The 19,570-nt window shown below is 71.0% G+C and carries 14 protein-coding genes and 1 pseudogene; 9 read left to right on the top strand and 6 right to left on the bottom strand.

Going from position 1 to position 19,570, the window contains the following annotated elements; translation table 11 throughout:
- Positions 1-2: 2 nt before the first annotated feature.
- A complete protein-coding gene (locus tag OPF83_RS08295) occupies positions 3-1,019 on the bottom strand; it encodes an NADP-dependent oxidoreductase (RefSeq protein WP_264886891.1) in 1,017 nt (338 codons plus the stop codon).
- Between the two features lie 66 nt (positions 1,020-1,085).
- Between OPF83_RS08295 and OPF83_RS08290 the strand changes: the two genes are divergently transcribed.
- The 4 genes from OPF83_RS08290 (at position 1,086) to OPF83_RS08275 (ending at position 4,525) form a co-directional block, all read left to right on the top strand.
- Positions 1,086-1,970, top strand: coding sequence for an ABC transporter permease (locus OPF83_RS08290; RefSeq protein WP_375546233.1), 885 nt, complete (start codon positions 1,086-1,088; stop codon positions 1,968-1,970).
- A gap of 12 nt (positions 1,971-1,982) precedes the next feature.
- On the top strand, positions 1,983-2,804 hold the full coding sequence (locus tag OPF83_RS08285) for an ABC transporter ATP-binding protein (protein ID WP_264886890.1): 822 nt from the start codon (positions 1,983-1,985) through the stop codon (positions 2,802-2,804).
- A gap of 82 nt (positions 2,805-2,886) precedes the next feature.
- Positions 2,887-3,783, top strand: coding sequence for a glycosyltransferase (locus tag OPF83_RS08280; RefSeq protein WP_264887006.1), 897 nt, complete (start codon positions 2,887-2,889; stop codon positions 3,781-3,783).
- Positions 3,784-3,925: 142 nt separating this feature from the next.
- Positions 3,926-4,525, top strand: coding sequence for a TIGR03086 family metal-binding protein (locus tag OPF83_RS08275; protein WP_264886889.1), 600 nt, complete (start codon positions 3,926-3,928; stop codon positions 4,523-4,525).
- A gap of 17 nt (positions 4,526-4,542) precedes the next feature.
- On the opposite strand, the gene OPF83_RS08270 is transcribed toward OPF83_RS08275, so the two are convergent.
- The 5 genes and pseudogenes from OPF83_RS08270 to OPF83_RS08255 all read right to left on the bottom strand — a co-directional run bounded on the left by OPF83_RS08270 (position 4,543) and on the right by OPF83_RS08255 (position 10,157).
- A complete protein-coding gene (locus tag OPF83_RS08270) occupies positions 4,543-5,544 on the bottom strand; it encodes a hypothetical protein (protein WP_264886888.1) in 1,002 nt (333 codons plus the stop codon).
- 123 nt (positions 5,545-5,667) lie between these two features.
- Positions 5,668-7,548, bottom strand: a complete 1,881-nt coding sequence (locus OPF83_RS08265) for a glycosyltransferase (RefSeq protein ID WP_264886887.1) — start codon at positions 7,546-7,548, stop codon at positions 5,668-5,670.
- A gap of 57 nt (positions 7,549-7,605) precedes the next feature.
- The gene (locus OPF83_RS08260) at positions 7,606-8,592 is read right to left on the bottom strand and encodes a DUF6541 family protein (protein ID WP_264886886.1); all 987 of its coding nucleotides are present in this window, start codon (positions 8,590-8,592) and stop codon (positions 7,606-7,608) included.
- Positions 8,593-8,635: 43 nt separating this feature from the next.
- Positions 8,636-9,697 (bottom strand): annotated as a pseudogene (locus OPF83_RS17475) (DUF6541 family protein); the annotation flags it as partial.
- A 7-nt stretch (positions 9,698-9,704) separates the two neighbouring features.
- Positions 9,705-10,157 carry a GtrA family protein gene (locus OPF83_RS08255; protein ID WP_264887005.1) on the bottom strand — a complete coding sequence of 151 codons (453 nt, stop codon included), beginning with the start codon at positions 10,155-10,157 and terminating at the stop codon, positions 9,705-9,707.
- Between the two features lie 258 nt (positions 10,158-10,415).
- On the opposite strand from OPF83_RS08255, the gene OPF83_RS08250 reads away from it, so the two are divergent.
- From OPF83_RS08250 to OPF83_RS08230, 5 genes are all read left to right on the top strand, one after another.
- Positions 10,416-11,774: a lipase family protein gene (locus tag OPF83_RS08250; protein ID WP_264886885.1), complete on the top strand. Its 1,359-nt coding sequence runs from the start codon at positions 10,416-10,418 to the stop codon at positions 11,772-11,774.
- A gap of 132 nt (positions 11,775-11,906) precedes the next feature.
- A complete protein-coding gene (locus tag OPF83_RS08245) occupies positions 11,907-13,265 on the top strand; it encodes an FAD-binding oxidoreductase (protein ID WP_264887003.1) in 1,359 nt (452 codons plus the stop codon).
- A gap of 66 nt (positions 13,266-13,331) precedes the next feature.
- On the top strand, positions 13,332-14,093 hold the full coding sequence (locus tag OPF83_RS08240; protein ID WP_264886884.1) for a decaprenylphospho-beta-D-erythro-pentofuranosid-2-ulose 2-reductase: 762 nt from the start codon (positions 13,332-13,334) through the stop codon (positions 14,091-14,093).
- 2 nt (positions 14,094-14,095) lie between these two features.
- A complete protein-coding gene (locus OPF83_RS08235; protein WP_264886883.1) occupies positions 14,096-16,072 on the top strand; it encodes a galactan 5-O-arabinofuranosyltransferase in 1,977 nt (658 codons plus the stop codon).
- Positions 16,073-16,077: 5 nt separating this feature from the next.
- The gene (locus OPF83_RS08230) at positions 16,078-19,491 is read left to right on the top strand and encodes an arabinosyltransferase domain-containing protein (protein ID WP_264886882.1); all 3,414 of its coding nucleotides are present in this window, start codon (positions 16,078-16,080) and stop codon (positions 19,489-19,491) included.
- Positions 19,492-19,570 lie beyond the last annotated feature (79 nt).

Raw genomic sequence — 19,570 nt, 5'->3', positions numbered from 1 at the left:
CCTCAGATCTTGACGACCATCTTGCCGACGTTCGCCCCCTTCATCAGATCGAGGAACGCCTCCACTGTGTTGTCGATCCCCTCCACCACGGTCTCATCGAAGACGAGCTCGCCGGAGGCCACCCAGGGGCCGACCTTGGAGATGAACTCCTTGTAGTGGCCCATGTTCTTGTTGATCGTGAAGCCCTGCATCGTCAGCCGGCGCGTGATCACGAGCCAGAGATTGTCCGGTCCGGGAGTGCGCCCGGTGGCGTTGTAGGAGCTGATCGCCCCGCACGCCGCGATGCGGCCCTCGTCGTTCATCAGGTCAAGCGCGGCCTCGAGGTGGTCACCGCCGACGTTGTCGAAATAGACGTCGATCCCCTCGCCGTCCTGATCACCGAAGTACTCGCGCAGCAGCGTGCGGACCGGACCGTCCTTGTAGTTGAGCGCGGCGTCGAACCCGTACCGCTCGACGGCGGTCGCCACCTTTTCCGCGCTACCGGCCGAACCGATGACCTTGGACGCGCCCTCGAGCCTGGCGATCTGACCGACCGCGGACCCCACCGAGCCGGCCGCGCCCGAGACGAACACCGTGTCCCCGGCCGTGAATCGCGCGATGTGCATGAGCCCGACGTACGCGGTGAGCCCGGTGGTGCCGAGGATCCCGAGATGCGCAGAGGCCGGCACGCCCTCGATCTCCGGCACCACGCGGAACTGCTTCGCCGGCCCCTGCGCGATGTCCCGCCAGCCCTGGTCGTGCAGCACCAGCGCGCCGACCGGGTGATCGTCGGACCGCGACTCGACCACGCGGCCCACCGCGCCGCCGGTCATGGTCGCGCCCAACTCGAACGGAGGGATGTAGGAGCGCCCCTCGTTCATGCGTCCCCGCATGTACGGGTCGACCGAGATGAACTCGTTGGCCACCCGGATCTCGCCCTCCTCGATATCCGGGAGCTCCATCACGGCGGTACGGAAGTTCTCGTGCGTGGGCCATCCCGTGGGGCGGCTGACGAGCTGGATCTGAGTGCTTGAGGTCATGCGTCATGTCTACGCGTCCTCGCGGCGGAACTGCCGGGAACCGACGCTCTAGTAGGCTTCGCCCTCGTGCAGGACCAGTCTCTCCCCGATCCCACCGCGGCGGCGCTCCACGAGCGTGAGCCCGAAGAGATCGTCAACGACTCCCAGACCTTCCGTCGGGCCGTAGCCGACCTGAAGCAAGGTCTACATCAGCGTGAGCTGTGGCTCTCGCTCGGCTGGCAGGACATCAAGCAGCGCTACCGCCGCTCGACGCTCGGCCCGCTGTGGATCACCATCGCCACCGGCGTCATGGCCGTGGCCCTGGGCTTCCTCTACTCGATCCTCTTCCAGATCCCGCTGGCCGAGTTCCTGCCCCACGTCACCGTGGGCCTGATTATGTGGGGATTCATCTCCGGCTGCATCAAGGAGGGCTCCGAGGTCTTCATCGCCAACGAGGGCCTCATCAAGCAACTCCCCAGCGCGCTGAGCGTGCACGTCTACCGACTGGTGTGGCGCCAGTTCCTGTTCCTGCTGCACAACCTGGTCATCTGGGTGGTGCTCATGATCGTGTTCCCGCGCCCGCTGGGCTGGGAGTTGATCCTGTCCGTGGTGGGTCTGGGCGTGCTCATGATCAACGGAGTGTGGGTGTCGATGCTGTTCGGAATCCTCGCCACCCGCTTCCGCGACATCGCGCCCCTGCTCGACTCGATGGTGCAGCTGCTCTTCTACATGACCCCCATCGTGTGGACCACACAGACGCTGTACGAGCAGGGCGGCGAGATCGCCGACCGCGCCCGCATCGCCGAACTCAACCCGCTGTACCACTACCTGGAGATCGTGCGCGCGCCCATGCTGGGTGAGTCCGTCGCGGCCTACCACTGGTGGATCGTCCTCGGCTGCACCGCCGTCGGCCTGCTGCTGGCGTTCGTCGCCCTCCGCAAGTTCCGCTCCCGAGTCCCGTACTGGGTGTAGGAGGTACAACCCATGAGTCCTGCCGCACCCACCCCCGGTGGCGTCTCGATCGACTGCGTCGACGCCTGTGTGGATTTCCCGATCTTCGACGCCAAGTCACGGTCGCTCAAAAAGGCCGTCCTCGGGTCCGCTGGCGGTGCGATCGGGCGCAACGCGTCCAACGTCGTCGTCGTCGAAGCCCTCAAGGACATCACCCTCTCCCTCCGGGAGGGCGACCGCATCGGCCTCGTCGGGCACAACGGCGCCGGCAAGTCCACGCTGCTACGCCTGCTGTCCGGCATCTACGAACCCACCCGCGGCGCCGCCCGGATCCGCGGTCGCGTGGCGCCCGTCTTCGACCTGGGCGTGGGCATGGACCCCGAAATCTCGGGCTACGAGAACATCATCATCCGCGGCCTGTTCCTCGGGCAGACCCGCAAGCAGATGAAGTCCAAGATCGAGGAGATCGCCGACTTCACCGAGCTCGGCGACTACCTCGACATGCCGCTGCGCACCTACTCCACCGGCATGCGCGTGCGCCTGGCGATGGGCGTGGTGACCTCGATCGACCCCGAGATCCTCCTGCTGGACGAGGGCATCGGCGCCGTGGACGCGGAGTTCATGAAGAAGGCCCGCGTGAAGCTCGCCGAACTGGTCTCCCGCTCCGGCATCCTGGTGTTCGCCTCGCACTCCAACGAGTTCCTCGCGCAGCTGTGCGATTCGGCGATGTGGGTCGACCACGGCCGGATCCGGCAGACCGGCGGCATCGAGGAGATCGTCACCGCCTACGAGGGGCCCGAGGCCGGGCAGTCCATCGGGCGGTACATCGAGAGGATGCAGCGTGACGAGGCCTGAGGCGGAAGGCGAGGCCCAGTCGAGCGGCACCGAACCGAACGGAAGCGCAGGTGCCACACGGGATCACGACGACCGGCGCGTCGTGGCCGTGGTGGTCACGCACCGTCGCCGCGAACTGCTCACCGCATCGCTGGACGTGGTGTGCGGCCAGACCCGGCCGGTGGACCACCTCGTGGTGGTGGACAACGCCGACGAGCCCGAGGTCCGCGAGCTGGTCGAGTCGCAGCCGGTCCCGGCCACCTACATCGGGTCCAAGCACAATCTCGGCGGTGCGGGCGGGTTCGCGCTCGGGATGCTGCACGCGCTCGCGACCGGCGCGGACCTGGTCTGGTGCGCCGACGACGACGGCCGCCCCGAGGGCCCCGAGGTCCTGGCCACGCTGCTCGGCTGCATGGACCGCCACGGGCTGGCGGAGGTCTCGCCGGTGGTGTGCGACCTGAACGAGCCCAACCGCCTCGCGTTCCCGCTGCGCCGCGGCCTGGTGTGGCGCCGCTGGCGCAGCGAGCTGTTCGCCGACGGCGAGAGCGTCGAGACCGCCGGCGATCTCCTGCCCGGCATCGCGTCCCTGTTCAACGGCGCCCTGTTCACCGCGGACTGCCTCGACCGCGTCGGCGTTCCCGACCTGCGGCTGTTCATCCGCGGCGACGAGGTGGAGGTGCACCGCCGACTCGTCCGTTCGGACGTGCCGTTCGGCACCTGCCTGACCACCGCGTACCTGCACCCGCAGGGCTCGGATGAGTTCAAGCCGATCCTCGGCGGGCGGATGCACACGCAGTACCCCGACGACCCGGTAAAGCGGCACTTCACCTACCGCAACCGCGGCTACGTGCTCACCCAGCCCGGCAACCGGCGGCTCATCCCGCAGGAGGTCATCCGGTTCGGCTGGTACTTCCTCATCACGCGTCGCGACCCGGCGGGCTTCCGCGAGTGGCTACGCCTGCAGCGCCTCGGTGCGGGCGAGCGCTTCGACAAGCCCTGACCCGCCCCGCCCCGCCTCGCCTTCCCCGCCTTCCCCGCTTTCCCCCAGAATCCGCTACTCCGGCTCCACATCCGCTACCCCTACAGCGCTAGCGAATCCGCAGGCGGAGTAGCGGATTTCGGAGACGAGGCATGATGGACGCATGACCGACTGGACAGCCCTGCAGGCCCGCGCCGCCGCCCTCTACGACGACGTGCTGGCGGGCGTCACCGACTGGGAGGCCGCCACGCCGTGCGCCTCGTGGACCGCGCGCGAGGTGTTGGTGCACGTGGTGGACGAGCAACTGTGGGTGCCGGGTCTGCTCGCGGGCGGGACGATCGAGGAGGTCGCCGAGGACCTCGAGGGTCCCCTGCGCCGCCTTCGTGAGATGTCCGGGCCCGAACTGGTCACCGAGTGGCAGGGGGTGACGGCGCCGGTGGCTGCGGCGTGGCGGGGAACCCCTGACGACGACGAGGTCCACCTCAGCTACGGCAGCGCGCCGGTGGGGCACTATCTGGCACAGCAGACCTTCGATCTGGCGGTCCATGCCTGGGACATCGCGGCCTCCCAGGGTCGCGACCTGTCATGGGGAGACGAACTGGAGCAGGCGGTACTGGAGTTCGTCCGGGCCGATCTCGCCGAGAACCCGGCGACGGAGCTGTTCGATCCCCCGGTCCCCGGCTTCTCCGGACCCGGGATCCCCGCCCGGTACACGGCGCTCGCGCTCACCGGTCGAGACCCGTCGCGGTGGCCGTCGAGGTAGCGCCCCTCGAACCACGGCTATCGTCTCGAACCCCAGATCCCGTGCGGGTCGCTCGCAGAGTCGTCGACGACCGCGGGATAGATCTCGGTCCCCGGCCACCGCGCCGCCAGGAGCACCGCGATTTTCTCGATGGGGTCTGAGCCGGGATCTGCGCCGGGGATCTGGCGGAGTCGCGCGGCGTGGGGCACACCCTCCCGGGCCCGGTCGCGCACGATGACCACCGTCCACCCCGCCTGCCGGATTCGCGTCAGCAGGTCCGTCGACGAGCGAGGATCCGCCGCCGGTCCCCCGCTCGCTCGGCCAGCGGCTGACAAGGGGACTTCGGTCGTGACGATGCCGCACCTGGCGGCCGGGTCCGCGAGCGCGAACTCGATCGTTCGTGGCCCCACCCGGACCCTGTGAGCGTGGACGAAGCGGTCGAATCCGGCCGCCGCGAGCTCCAGACGGACCCGCGTGGACAGTGCCGAGAGCGACTTCGTGTCCAGAGCGCACACCACGCGATCGAAGTCTCGGGCCCGGCGCCCTCCCGGCTGGCTCGCGTTGCTCGGGTGCAGCATCACGGCACGGAGCTGGGCGGGTAGCTCGGCCACCATGGCGCACAGCCGCTCGACCGAGACCACCGCGTCCTCGAATCCCAGATCTGCGGACAGGTCACGACAGGTGCGCAGTGGTGTCGTCACCGACAAGCCGTCGACCTCGGTGACCGAGTGCGCGGGCAGCTCCCCGTAGCGGTAGATCCGGTCCGCGGGTGCCTTGCGCGTGGAGGGCAGCCAGATCTCGGGCACGCAGTCCGTCGGCATCGAATCGTCGCCCCACACCTGCGCTGCGCTGCGCCCGCGCAGTACCCCGTCCGGGAACAGCCTGGCCAGGGCCCGGCTCCGTAGCTCGAGGCCATCGACCTGATCGTTCCGGCCGTACATGCCGCGCCAGATGCGGAAGTAATGCACGCGTCGTGCGGCTCGGGTCACTCCGGCGGCAGCCAGCTCTGAGGTCGTCAAGGGTCCGGACGGCAGGTTCATGCGTTCCACTGTGCGGCACGCGCACGTCCGCGCCGCCCGCTGCAGGGTGTGCGGAGCCCGAGAATGTGGATAGCCGAAATCTGTGGAATTCGCCGGCGCGGGGCCAACGCGCCCCGGCGTCCTCTAGTCGGCGTCCACCCCGTACAGGCGTGCCCAGTTCTCCCGCGTTGTGAGCTCGGCCTGCGCCCGGCGCCACTGCTCCTGGGCGGCGGGGGCCTCGCGGATGAACCGGGCGAGCAGCGCGATCAGGCGCTTCTGCAGTTCCGTGACCCGCGCCGGGTCCACCTTCCGGTGGTGCACCCCGGTCTGCGACGCGTCGGTCACGTACACCTCGTCGAACAACGACACGTGCCACCAGGCGGCGTCCTCGTACGGGATCGCCACGACGCCGCGGCGCTGCCGGCCGAGCTTCTGTACGAGCAGTCGCTTGGCGAGCACCTGGTCCTCGCGGTCCTCGCGCGGGATGCCGACCTTGCGCTCCACCGTGATCCCGGCGGGCAGTGTCTCGACGCCCAGTTTGGCGGTCTCCGGGTACCCGGCCCGCTCGGCGCGGATCGCGGCGAGGGCCTCCTGCCCGCCGTCGGCGACACCGTGGGCACCGCCGGGTCCGTCGAGGAACGCCTCGATCCCCCGCATCCGCGTGGCCGCGAGGCCGTACTGCATGGCGACGAGCGCACGCAGCACACTGCGGCCGAGGTTCTTGGCCATGTCCTTCGGGTCGATGCCCTGCCGGATCGAGGCGGTGACCAGTGAGTTGCGCTGGGAGAAGAACTGGCCGAAGTCGTCGCCGTCCTTCCAGTAGAAGTCGGCGTGCCACACGGCGGAGCCCTGCAGGGTGCACGTGGGCATGCCGGCCTGACGGCAGCGCAGGCCGTACTCGATGTCGTCCCACTGGAAGAAGTACGGCATCGGCAGGCCGACCTTCTCCACGGCCTCACCGGGGATGAGACACGACCACCACGCGTTGTACTCGGCGTCGATCCGCCGCTCCTGCCGGTCCTCGACCATCGACTGGTCCCGCAGCGCGAACTCGTCCGCGTCGAGCCCGCCCATGAGCTCGGGCAGGTGCGTGCGCTCGGCGGAGACCAGCAGGTAGTCCGGGTTAAACAGGTACATCATCTGCGCGCCTACGAGCATCGGCTCACGCGTCACCGCGGCAAAGGCGAACAGGCGCAGCACGGTCTCCGGCTCGACGCGCACGTCGTCGTCCATGAGCAGCACGTCCACCGGACCCGGCGCGCCCGGCGCGGTGGCCTCGAACAAGCCGCGACTGAAGCCGCCGGCCCCGCCGAGATTGGGCTGACGCAGGTAGTGCAGCCGGTCGCCGAACTCGCGGGCCGCGTGGGCGAAGTTCTCGCGGGTCTCGACCAGGTCCGTCCCCTGGTCCGTCACGTAGAGGTCGTCGATGAGGTCCGCCACCAGCGGATCCGACGCCAGCGAGTCGACGGTGGCCGCGCAGTCGTCTGCACGGTTGAACGTGCAGATGGCCACGGTCGCGCGACGGACCGGCCTCGTCGTCGTGGTGGACCACGTCACCTCGGACACGGTCGCCTCGGCGTCCACGGCGTGGAACTCCAGCCACATCGCACCGCCGTCGGTGAAGGTGTCGATCGGCACCTCTAGGACCGCCATGCCGTCACCGCTGTGGTGGACCATGTCCACCGTCCGCACGTGCGAGCCGATGTCGGAGGCCCGCACCAGCACGTCCACGCGCCCCGGGGACTCGATCGACACGCGCACGGTCAGCTCGGTGACACTGGTCCACCGCTGCCAGTAGGACGCCTCGAAGCGGCCGAAGTAGGTGTTCGTGTCGACCACCGCGCCGGGCTGGAGCTGCAGGTCGGATCGAGTCCGGCGGGCGAGGCCGCGGGTGACGCGCGAGTAGAGGTCGTCGTTGACCCACTTGCGTGGGCCCGAGAAGAGGGTGCGTTGGAGGAGCAGGTCGCGCTCGGCGGCGTCGGTGCCGGCGTCGGCACCTGCGGCGGTCACGGTGGTGGCGTCCATGGGGCGATGCGCTCCTGAGGTTCGGGTTCCGGTGCGACCCAGGCTAGTCGCCCCGCGCTACGGCACCGCGTGGACGATCGGTGAGTCGGTGTTCGACGGCTGGTCGGGTGGTGTGACCGGGGGGATCGGCGGTGGGACCGGCAGCGGCGGGTGCCCGGCGGGAACGGGCAGCACCTCGTAGAGTCGGGCCCCCTCGGTCTGGTCGACGAGCCGCAGGTTCGGGTTGGCCTCGAGGCCGACGAATCCGGCGGGACGCCCGGGGCCACCCACGACCCCGGTGCCCACGAGGATCCACCGCACGTCCTGCCGCTGAACCTCGTGGGTGATGGAGGGATAGAAGCCGTAGCGGTTGACCGAGGTGTACAGGGTCATGCGGTCGCCGCCGACCTGGGCGTCGGGGTCGTCGGCCAGTGGGGCGGGGAACACCACCGGGATGCCGTGCAAGGCGTACGCCCAGGCCGTGCCGTCGAACGGGTCGTTGAGGACCGCCCCGCCGCGGTAGAGCTCCGCCAGCAGGTCGAGGACGGGCCGTTCCCGGGCGTTGACGGCGGGACCGTCGCGGTAGCCCCAGAGCGTCATCTCGCCCGGCATCGCGGCGTGACCCGACAGCACGAGCAGCGCCGTCACCCCCACGACCGCGGTCCCGGCACGCGCGGACGGGCGGCGAACGTCCCGCTGCGGAACCAGCGCCCGCACACCCGCACCGGCGAGCACGGCGGTGGGCAGCACCAGGAGGGCCGCGAAGCGGTAGGCGTCGTCCCACCAGAATCCGGTGAACACGCGTACCCAGTCCCCGTGGACGGCGGCGGCGAGCACGTAGAGCGTGCCGAAGGCGACGAGCGAGGCCACCATCGCCGCGAGCGGTCGGCGCCACGCCGGCCGGGTGACCGCCGCCGCGAGGCCGACCAGCACGAACACCGCGATCCCGATCGAGGCCACCGGTGTGGGCCCGAGGTCGAACACCCCGGCCACGGCGCGCGGCACGCTCGCTGACCGCGGCCAGGAGAACCCCGCGAGCTCGTCGGCGGTCCCGCTGGCCACCATGCGGATCGCCGGCGGGGACCGCGGCCAGCGCGAACCCGCCGATCACGCCCGCCTTCCGACGCAGCCCACGAGCCGCCACGAGCCCGGTGACGGCCTGGCACCCCAGCACGATCGCCGCGGCCAGCGCCACCGACGGGTGCACGGACCACGCTCCCGCCATTCCTGCTCCGAGCACCAGCGCGTGGACCACGCGCGTCCTGACCACCTCGCCCCGCTCAGCGGTCCCGGGGGCGACGAGCCGATCGGCGAGCAGCACCAGCCCCGGGATCAGCGCGATCCCCAGGGCGAACGGCAGGATCGGGCCGCGCGCCAGCGCGAGGTACGGGAACGTCCAGCACGAGGCCGCGACCAGCGCCGCGCCGACGGCCGCCAGTCGCGATCCGCCGGTGAGACGCCCGGCCAGGACCGCCACGCCGAGCACGAACACCATGCCGGTCACCGCCGACACCGCGTTCAGCGCGCCGGGGAGCCCGCCCGGGGCCCCGGGCGAACCGTCGCCGGGCAGGTGCAGCAGGAGGGATACGAACGCGTGGTAGGTGTCCGGGTAGTAGAAGTGCGGGTTGGCGGGCTGGCTCATCGGCGCCAGGTCGGTGACGCCGGCCCTGCCGGTCTCGGCGATGTAGCGCGTGGCGCCGCCGTGGAAGATCGCGTCCCACCCCTGGGGGATCGCCGTGAGGGCCCGGGTGACGACGAGGACCTGGGCGACGGGGACGAGCGAGAGGACGACGACGACGAGTTCCGCCCCCCACCGCCGGGGCCCGCGCACGCCCGGGTTGACGGTCCGGTGCCCGCCCATGCCCGGGTCGGCGGTGCGTTGCCGCGACCTGCGCGCGAGCAGCCGGAACGCGAGGCCCACGAGCCCGGCGAGCAGCAGGGCTCCGAGGAACACCGCGGCCGCCGAGACCGGATCCCACCGGATGTCGGCGGCAGCGGTGACCGCACACCCCACCGCGACCACCGCCGTGCTCACCGCGGGACCGGCGGCGACCGCGTCCCGCCAGCGGGTACCCGCCGCGAGGCAGATCGCCGCACCCGGCCCGACCAGCAGGGCCAGCGCGGCGGCCAGCAGCAGGGCGGTCGCTGTGGCTGTCGCGGCGGTGGTCATGGCGGGGTCAGCGCACCCGGAAGATCACCGCGCGTTGGACGATGAAGTTGGTGACGGTCGCGACGCCCTGGGCGATCACATAGCCGACCGTCGTGGACCAGAACATGGTCCAGCCCATCGACTCGAACAACGGCACCAACAGCATGAACAGGCCCCACTGGACCCCGAACATGACCGCGTACAGGCACATCGTCGCGATGAACCGTGCCCGGGACGGCTCGGCCTGGAACGTCCACCGGCGGTTCAGTGCGTACGCGGTGAGCGTGCCCGCGACGAACGACAGCGCCTTGGCCGGGCCGTAGCCCATCCCGGTCAGCATGAGCAGCTGCAGCAGCCCGTAGTCCACGACCGCGGACAGCACACCGGTGAGGAAGAAGCGGATGATCTGGGTCTTGAGATCCGTCGGCGCCGCGGGATCCGACTCGTGCCGCGATTCCAGCGGGTCCACGGCACCCCGCAGCGAATCCAGCACGGAATCCGCGGGCTGATCGATCGGGCTGCCGGTGTCACCAGGAGAAGAACTCACACCGGACACATTAGGGTGCAACCCCGACAACCGCCCACAGCCGACCTCCGCCCGCCGAGCGCCTCCGGGCATCCCCAGCCACTCCGGGCACCGCCGAGCAATCCCGGGTGTCGGCGGCGCCGGTGCGACGGGATCGTTGTCGTCGTCGTCAACTTGCGCCGATCACCCGGGTAGCGCGGCTACCGTTGTCGCATGACCCCTCGGCCCCGTCCCCTCCTCGGCCGACTGATCACCGCGACAGTCCTGGCCACCGCATGCACTCTCGCCGGCACCCTCGCCGTCACCACCACCGCGGCCGCGGACCCGCTCGCCGCCGTCCGCCCCGCCCTCGTCGACCAGCGCACACCCGAGCGCTATCTGCCCAGCCCCTCGCCGGACCCCTGGTACTCGAACCCGCCGCGGATCGACCCGGCCACCGCGCCCGGCACGATCCTGGACACGCGGGAGGTGACGGTCCCGCCGTACAACATGGCCAACTTCGGCCGCGGCTGGCAGGTCCTGGTCCAGAGCACCGACTCCCGCGACCAGCCGCAGCAGATCATCTCCACGATCCTCGAGCCGAGCACGCCCTGGGACGGCCCCGGGCCGCGCCCGCTGATCGCCTACAACGCGGCCATCGACTCGCTCGGCCTGGAGTGCATGCCGTCGTGGAAGCTGACCAACGACGTGAACCTCGAGGTCCCGCCCTCGCTGCAGATCCTGACCCAGCGCGGATACGGGCTCGTCGTCACCGATTTCGAGGGCCCGAAGGGTGCCTACGCGGCGGGCCGCGGAAACGGGCACGCGGTGCTGGACGGGATCCGGGCCGCGCACGGCTTCGTCCCGCCAGGAGAGGAGGAACCCCTGTTCGGGGACTCGCGCGTGGTGCAGACCGGCTACTCGGGCGGCGCGATCGCCGCCGGCTGGGCCGCGCAGCTCCAGCCCGTCTACGCGCCGGAGTTGACCGGGGTACTGGTCGGCTCGTCGATCGGCGGCGTCCCGTCCGACTACACCGCTCTGTTCGACACGATGGACGGCACCCTCGGCTCGGGCCTGTACCGCGCCGCCATCTTCGGCCTCGCCCGCGACTACCCCGAGCTCTACCCGCTGCTCAACGACACCGGCGACGTGGCGGCGCACCAGCTACGCGACGCGTGCGTCGAGACCAACCTGCTCAGCGGCGTCCTCCACACCCCGCTGAGCACGATCACGGACGTCGACCCGCGCACCGACCCCACCGTCCGGCGCGTCCTGGCCCACAACCGGATGGGCGCGGTCGACACGGCCGCCGGCGACGACCCGCGCGCGGTGCCCACCGGCCCGGTCCAGGTGTGGCACGCGGACTCGTCCGTCCCGATCGGTCCCGGCTCCTCCGGGATCGGCGACACGTTCATCCCCGAGACCGCCGCCCGCCGGCTGGTCGACGAGTGGTGCGCGGCCGGCGCCGACGTGGAGTACACGCCCGTGGCCGGCGAGCACCTGTCCGCGCCGTTCACCGGCATGGATCCGTCCCTGGACTGGGTGGACGCGCGCGCCCGCGGGATCGAGTTCACCGGCGGCTGCCGGGCCTAGCGTGGCGGTGGCGGTAACCTCGTCTCCGTGAGCAGCACCCAGAACGCCCGCAGCGACAGGTCCCCCGCCGGCTCCGCCGCCCTGGACACCGAACTCAAGCGCCTCACCGGCTGGGGACGCACCGCGCCCGCGATGAGCCACGTGCTCACGCCGCGGTCGGTCGAGGAGATCTCGGCCGCCGTCGCGACGGTCAACGACTCCAACGCCTCCTCGCCGGCGCACCTGCGGCGCGGCGTGGTGGCGCGCGGGCTGGGCCGGTCCTACGGCGACAGCGCCCAGAACTCGGGCGGGCTCGTGCTGGACATGAGCCGGTTCAACCGCATCCACGAGCTCAACGCCGAGAAGGCGCTCGCCGTGGTGGACGCCGGGGTGAACCTCGACCAGCTCATGCGCGCGGCCCTGCCGTTCGGCCTGTGGGTCCCGGTGCTGCCGGGCACCCGTCAGGTGACGGTCGGCGGCGCGATCGGCCACGACATCCACGGCAAGAACCACCACTCGGCCGGGTCGTTCGGCAACCACGTGACGAGGATGGAGCTCCTCGTCGCCGACGGGCGCGTGCTGACGTTGGAGCCGGGAGGGACCGACGACGACAAAGACGGCAGCCTCTTCTGGGCCACGATCGGCGGCAACGGCCTCACCGGCATCGTGCTCAAGGTGTGGATCGCGATGACGCGCACGGAGACGGCGTTCTTCCTCGCCGACGACGACCAGACCTCGAGCCTCGACGAGACGATCGCCCTGCACACCGACGGTTCCGAGGACAGGTACACCTACTCCTCCGCCTGGTTCGACGCGATCAGCGCGCCCCCGAAGCTCGGCCGGGCCGCGATCTCGCGTGGCAACCTCGCCACGCTCGCGCAGCTCGAGGAGTACGCACCCGAACTCGCGAAGAACCCGCTGACGATGGACGCCAAGCCGCTGCTGACGTTCCCGGACATCTTCCCCAACGGGCTGGCCAACAAGTGGTCCTTCAGCCTGGTGGGCGAGGCGTACTACCGCATGGGCGGGACGCGCCGGAACAAGATCAAGACGTTGCCGCAGTTCTACCACATGCTCGACCTGTTCGGAGAGTGGAACCGAGCGATGGGACCTGCGGGTTTCCTGCAGTACCAGTTCATCGTCCCGCCGGGCGCGGTCGACGGGTTCAAGGAGATCATCGGGGACATCCAGCGCTCCGGCCAGTACTCCTTCCTCAACGTGTTCAAACTGTTCGGCCCCGGCAACCAGGCGCCTCTGTCCTTCCCCATGGAGGGGTGGAACGTGTGCGTGGATTTCCCCATCAACGACCGACTGAACGCGTTCGTCAACCACCTGGACGCGAAGGTCATGTCGATGGGCGGGCGCCTGTACACGGCCAAGGACTCCCGCGTCCCGGCCGAGCGCTTCCACGCCATGTACCCGCAGATCGACTCGTGGATCACAACGCGCCGGAAGATCGACCCCAATGGCGTGTTCGCCTCCGACATGGGACGTCGGCTCGAACTGCTCTGAGCCAGCGGGCCGTCAGCGGCGTGGGGAGACCAGTCGGTGTCGGAGGCCGCCGGTAGACTGCCGACCATGATCAATGCCGTCGGCGTCCCCCAGACCCTGCTCCTCCTCGGAGGAACGTCCGAGATCGGCCTCGCGATCTGTGCCGAGTACCTCGCACAGGGGCCGATGCGCGTGATCCTCGCCTGCCTGCCGGGTGACCCGGGGGTCGAGGACGCGAAGGCCGAGATGACCGCCGCGGGTGCCACCGCGGTGGAGGTGGTGGACTTCGACGCCGCCGCCACCGACACCCACCCGGCCGCGTTCGAGACGATCTTCGCCGGCGGCGACGTGGACGTGGCGATCGTCGCGTTCGGCCTGCTGGGCGAGAACGAAGAGCTGTGGTCCGACCAGCGCAAGGCGGTCCAGATCGCGCAGATCAACTACACCGGCGCCGTGTCGGTGGGCGTGCTGCTCGCCGAGCGCATGAAGTCACAGGGCTTCGGCCGGATCATCGCCATGAGCTCGGCCGCCGGTCTGCGTGCCCGCCGCTCGAACTTCGTCTACGGCTCCACCAAGGCGGGCCTGGACTCCTTCTACACCGGCCTCGGCTACGCCCTGTCCGAGCACGGGGTGGACGTGCTGGTCATCCGTCCCGGCCAGGTCCGTACCCGCATGTCGGCGCACGTGGACGAGGCGCCGCTGACCATCAACAAGGACGAGGTGGCCCGGATCGCGGTCAAGAACTCCGGACGCGACAAGGGCGCGGTGTTCGCGCCCGCCGCGTTCGGCGGCGTCATGGCCGTGCTCACCCACGTGCCGCGGCCGATCTTCCGCAAGCTCCCGTTCTGAGCATGCGACCAGCGCTCCGGGGGCTCGGCCTGGCGGGGGCGGCGACACTACTCGCCGCCGTCGTCTGCGCCGTCGTCCTCGTGGGGTTCTCGCTGGTGTCGTTCCCCGCGTACGGCAACTCCAACGTCCTGCGCGCCCTGACCGTCGTGGGCCAGGTGGCCGCGATCGCGCTGGTCGTGCTGGGGATCCTCCTCGCGCGGGCGGGTGAGAGACCCGGTGGCCGGGCGGCGCTGGTCCGGCTCGGCAAGCTCGCGGCACCCACCGGATCGGCACTGCTCGTGGCCGCCACGCTGGGCATCCCGCTGGCCGCCTCCCGCCTCTATCTGCACGGCGTGAGTGTCGACCAGGAGTTCCGCACCCAGTTCCTCGGCCGGTCCGCCACCTCGCTCGGGCTGCCCGACATGGCGTACGCGGACCTGCCGTCCTTCTACCCGTCCGGCTGGTTCTGGCTCGGCGGCCGCTTCGCCAACCTGGCCGGGCTCGAGGGCTGGGCCGCGTTCAAGCCGTGGTCGATCCTCTCGCTCGCCGTGGCCGCGACGCTGGTCACCGTCCTGTGGACCCGGCTTCTGCGCACCGACCTGGGCGCGGTGGTGGGCCTGGTCTCCACCGCGATGATGCTCACCTACGGCAGCCCCGAGCCGTACGGCGCCGTGGTGGCCCTGTTCCTCCCGCCGGTCCTGATCCTGGCCTGGCACGCCGTCAACCCGACCGGCATCGCCGCAGGTGGGAACGCCGCCGCGACCGGGAACGCCGCGACCCGGCCGGGCGGCCGCGGCGCCACCGTCGCGACCCTGGTGTTCCTCGGCGTCTCGGCCAGCACGTACACCCTGTACACGGGCCTGGCAGCCGGCACGGTCGTCCTCATGGCGCTCCTCGCGACCGTCCTCGCACTCCGCGGCCGCACGGGCTACCCGGTCTGGCTGCCCGCCGTCCGACTCGCGGTGATCGGCTTCGGCTCGATCGCGATCGCGTTGGTCGTGTGGGCCCCCTACCTGCTGGCCTCCCTCAGCGGCGCCCCCGCCGACTCGGGCACCGCGCTGCACTACCTCCCCGACTCCGGCGCGCAGCTGCCCCTGCCCATGACCGCCGGCGGCCTCACCGGCATGGTCTGCCTGGCGGGCCTGATCTGGATCGTCGTGCGGGCGTGGTCGTCCCGTCGGGCGCAGGCCCTCGGTCTGGGCGTCGCGGCCGTCTACCTGTGGTGCCTGGCCTCGATGGCCGTCACCGTCCTCGGCACCACCATGCTGGGCTTCCGGCTCGAACCGGTGCTCATCATCCTGCTCATGGTGGCGGGCGTGTTCGCGATCGCCGACCTCGCCGGACTGCTCGTCCGGGCCGTGGGCCGGCAGAACGGCACCGAACGCCCCGAGGCCGAGGCGGCCGATCACCGCCGCCGCGCGACCGTCGCGGTGAGCGTGGTGGCCACGTTCGCCGTGCTCGCCCAGGTGCAGGGCATCCCCGATCACCTGCACGAGGAGATCCGGCTGGCCTACACGGACACCGACGGCTCCGGCGAGCGCGCCGACCGCTTCCCGCCCGGGCCCGAGTCGCACTATGCCGAGGTCAATGACGTGATCGCGGAGGCGTACCCGGGCCGCGAGAAGACCGACCTCGTCGTCGTCAGCACCGCCGACGCGTTCCTCTCGTTCAACCCGTACCTGGCCTACCAGGCGGTGACCTCGCACTACGCCAACCCCCTGGGGCGGTACGCCGACCGCAACGCGGCCATGACCGCCTGGGAGGACGCCACCAGCGGCGACGAGCTCCACGCCCTCATGACCGGCACGGACTGGCGTGGCCCCGACGTGATCCTGGCGCGTCCCACCGGCGGCGGCTACTCGCTGCGCCTGGCCGAGAACACCTACCCCAACGACCCCAACGTCCGGCGCTTCTCCGTCACGATCCCCGCCGAGGCCGTCAACGGTCCCCATTTCGAGGTCCACGAGGTGGGACCGTTCGCCGTGATCGTGGTCCGGTGATCTGAATGTCGGGACCAGGGAACGGAACGGACGAACGGAGCGGAACCAGCGCGTCGGCGGGTGGGGACCACGGATCGGGTGACGACGACGAGAGGGTCACCCACACGCCCGGGGCGGACCGGCCGCTGGGACTGCACCCCTACCCCGGCATGGACCGCGACCGCCGCTGGGCGGTCATCACCGGCTTCCTCGGCGCGTTCCTCGCGATCCTCGCCGGCATCCTGCCGGTCCACCAGGACACCGTGCGCGTCGAATGGACGGCGGGGCCCGACTACGCCTCGGTCACCGCGCCGCTCGTCTCCGGTCGCCCGCTCGACCTCACCATCACCGCTCCCTGCGCGCCGCTGACCCGGGCCCCGGAGAACACGGTCGTGTTCTCCACGCTCCCGGAGGACGCGCCCGGCCGCATCTCCGACGGACTGGTGGTCCAGCGTTCCCGGGACGCCGGTGACACCCCAGTCATCGAGGTGGTGGTCCGCAACCTCACGCTCCTGTCGGTCCCGCTGTCCACGCTCCGTGATCCTGCGTGCGAGTCGCTGCACGTGCGGGCCGAGACCGGGGTGCTCGTCGCGGAACTGACCGGGCTCGAGCGGGACCCCGACAGTGCCGAGGACCCCGTCCGCGCGGCCGTCCCCGGGAGCATGCGACCGCAGGTCACGGGCATCTTCACCGACCTGACCCCCACCACCGCGCCGGACGGCCTGGAGTCCTCGACGATCGACGTGACCGTCGACACCCGGTACTCCTCCAGCCCCACGCTGCTCAAGCTCGTCCTGATGCTGATCGGCGTCGCCGCGACCGGCGCGTCGGTGTGGTTCCTGCACCGGCTCGACCGGCTCGACGGGCGCACCGACCGACGCTTCGTGCCCCGCACCTGGATGCGCCTGTCCGGACTCGACGCCGTGGTCGTGGGCGTCCTGACGTTCTGGCACTTCGTCGGCGCCAACACCTCCGACGACGGCTACCTGCTCACCATGGCCCGCTCCGCCGGACCCAGCGGGTACATGGCCAACTACTACCGCTGGCTCGGCTCCCCCGAGTCGCCGGTCGGCTGGTACTACGAGATCCTGCGCCTCTTCGCCGAGGTCTCCACCGCCAGTCCGTGGATGCGCCTGCCCACCCTCCTGTGCGGCATTCTGGCGTGGCTCATCATCAGTCGCGAGGTCATCCCGCGACTAGGTCGACTCGCCCGGACCTGGCACCGGCCCCGGTGGACCGGCGCCGCGCTGTTCCTCGCGTTCTGGATGGCGTTCAACAACGGCCTGCGGCCCGAGCCCGTCATCGCGCTCGGCGCGCTCCTGACCTGGCTGTTGGTGGAGCGTTCCATCGCCACCCGCCGACTCGTCCCCTTCGTCGCGGCGATCGGCGTCGCCGCCTTCTCGCTCGGCACCGGGCCCACCGGGCTCATGTGCGTCGCCGCCCTCGCCGCCGGGGCACGCGAGTTCCTGAGCATAGCCCGCGCCCGCGCCCGTGTCGTGGGCTGGGCCCCGATCCTCGGCCCCGTCCTCGCCGTGGGGCTGGCACTGCTCTACACGGTCTTCGCCGACCAGACCGCCGCCGCGGTCATCGAGGCGACCCGCATCCGCACCGAACTCGGGCCGAGCCTGCCCTGGTACGGCGAGAAGGAACGCTGGGAGGCCCTGTTCAGCGTCTCCGCCGACGGTGGCGTGGCCCGCCGCTTCCCCGTCCTGCTCATGCTCATGTGCCTGGTGCTGGTCGCCGCCGTCATGCTGCGGCGCGGCAGGATCCCCGGCGCCGCCGCCGGCCCGGCGCGGCGGCTCATCGGCGTGATCGCTGGCTCGCTGCTGTTCCTGGTCTTCACCCCGACCAAGTGGACGCACCACTTCGGCGTGTTCGCCGGGCTCGCCGGGGCGCTCGCCGTGTTGGCCGTGATCGCCCTGCGGTCCTCGTCCGTGTCGCTGGCCCGCAGTCGCTGGATCGTCTGGGCGGCCCTGTGCCTGGTCGTGGGCCTGTCCACGGCCACCGACAACACCTGGTGGTACGTCTCCGACTACGGCATCCCCTTCTCGGACTCCTTCCCCGCCATCGGTGGCTTCCAGATCCAGTACATGGCGTTCCTCGGCGGCTTCGCCTGCCTGCTCATCGCGGGGCTCATCCACGCCGGGGTCCTGCCCGACGAGCCCGGCCTCCGGTTCTGGCGCCGGGTGAGCCGGTGGCTGCCGATGACGCGCACCCGCCCCGATACGCCCGCCGCGCGTCAGCGGGACGGGCGCGGCATCGACGGCGCGCCGCTGGCCGTCGTGGCGTTCGCCCTCGTGGTTTTCGAACTGGCCTCCGCCGTCATCGCCGTGTTCGACCAGTCGCCCGCGTACACGGTCGGTCGTGCCAACATGCGCGCGATCTCGGGCCAGCCCTGTTCCCTGGCGGACTCGGTGCTCGTGGAGGAGGACTCCAACGACGGACTCCTCAGCGCGATCGGCGCCGGACCGGAGATCTCCCTTGGCGCCGGCGAGGTCATGGGTTTCGCCCCCAACGGCCTGCCGGACTCGATCACCGTCGACAGTGCCGAGGCCTCCGGCTCCCTGGCCGAGTCCCAGACCGACGAGCGGGACCCCTCGGACGGCATCGACGCCGGCACCACCGGCGGTCGCGGTGCCGTCACCGTCAACGGGTCCACCGTCGCCCTGCCGTTCGGCCTCGACCCGGACACCACTCCCGTGCTCGGCTCGTACCGGCGCGGCCCGCAGGTCGCCGCCGAACTCACCTCCGCCTGGTACCGGCTCCCCGCCCGCAGTGCCAACCGTCCGCTGCTCGTCATGGCCGTCGCCGGTCGCATCGGCTCCAACGACCTGCGCATCGAGTACGGGCGTGCGGGCCGGGTCGGTGCCGCCGGGCCCACCGACTTCGAGGTGATGGGCTCCATGACGCCCATCGACATCGGGCCGGCCCCCGCCTGGCGCAACCTGCGTATCCCGCTCGACGAGATCCCCGCCGACGCCGATGTGGTGCGTGTCGTGGCCGACGACAACAACCTGGACCCGGACCGGTGGCTCGCCGTGACCCCGCCCCGTAACCCACAACTGCGCACTCTCCAGCAGGTCGTGGGGGACACCGCCCCGGTCCTCATCGACTGGGTCGTGGCGCTGGCCTTCCCCTGCCAGCGGCCGTTCGTCCACAACGGCGGAGTCGCGGAACTGCCCGGGTACCGGATCCTCGCCGACCGAGAATCTTCCTCCGCGGCTAACTGGTGGCAGAGCGCGAACGGCGGCGGCCCGCTCCTGTGGACCACCCAGTCACTCGAAGCCGTGACCGTCCCGACCTACCTGGACCATGACTGGTCACGCGACTGGGGCTCACTCCAGCGGTTCGAGCCACTCGACCCCACCGCCACCCCGGCGCCCCTCCTCCGCGGAAGTACCACGCAGTGGGGCTGGACCACACCCGGCCCGATGAACTGATCGTCGCCTAGAATCGACCGTCGTGTCAGACTCTTCTCCCGCCACCGGCGCCTCGACCTCGGACTCCGGGCCGGGTGAC

This window comes from Dietzia sp. NCCP-2495 (genome assembly GCF_026011735.1).
Taxonomy (GTDB): domain Bacteria; phylum Actinomycetota; class Actinomycetes; order Mycobacteriales; family Mycobacteriaceae; genus Dietzia.
The sequence above is the reverse complement of the archived record's forward strand: the minus strand, read 5'-3'. Positions and strand labels throughout refer to the sequence as shown.

Bases quoted from the DNA above. Each gene is read 5' to 3' on its own strand.
- OPF83_RS08230 (WP_264886882.1), top strand. From the start codon at position 16,078: ATGTCGGGACCAGGGAACGGAACGGACGAACGGAGCGGAACCAGCGCG.
- OPF83_RS08240 (WP_264886884.1), top strand. From the start codon at position 13,332: ATGATCAATGCCGTCGGCGTCCCCCAGACCCTGCTCCTCCTCGGAGGA.
- OPF83_RS08295 (WP_264886891.1), bottom strand. From the start codon at position 1,019: ATGACCTCAAGCACTCAGATCCAGCTCGTCAGCCGCCCCACGGGATGG.
- OPF83_RS08250 (WP_264886885.1), top strand. From the start codon at position 10,416: ATGACCCCTCGGCCCCGTCCCCTCCTCGGCCGACTGATCACCGCGACA.
- OPF83_RS08265 (WP_264886887.1), bottom strand. From the start codon at position 7,548: ATGGACGCCACCACCGTGACCGCCGCAGGTGCCGACGCCGGCACCGAC.
- OPF83_RS08235 (WP_264886883.1), top strand. From the start codon at position 14,096: ATGCGACCAGCGCTCCGGGGGCTCGGCCTGGCGGGGGCGGCGACACTA.
- OPF83_RS08270 (WP_264886888.1), bottom strand. From the start codon at position 5,544: ATGAACCTGCCGTCCGGACCCTTGACGACCTCAGAGCTGGCTGCCGCC.
- OPF83_RS08260 (WP_264886886.1), bottom strand. From the start codon at position 8,592: ATGGTGGCCAGCGGGACCGCCGACGAGCTCGCGGGGTTCTCCTGGCCG.
- OPF83_RS08245 (WP_264887003.1), top strand. From the start codon at position 11,907: ATGAGCCACGTGCTCACGCCGCGGTCGGTCGAGGAGATCTCGGCCGCC.
- OPF83_RS08275 (WP_264886889.1), top strand. From the start codon at position 3,926: ATGACCGACTGGACAGCCCTGCAGGCCCGCGCCGCCGCCCTCTACGAC.
- OPF83_RS08285 (WP_264886890.1), top strand. From the start codon at position 1,983: ATGAGTCCTGCCGCACCCACCCCCGGTGGCGTCTCGATCGACTGCGTC.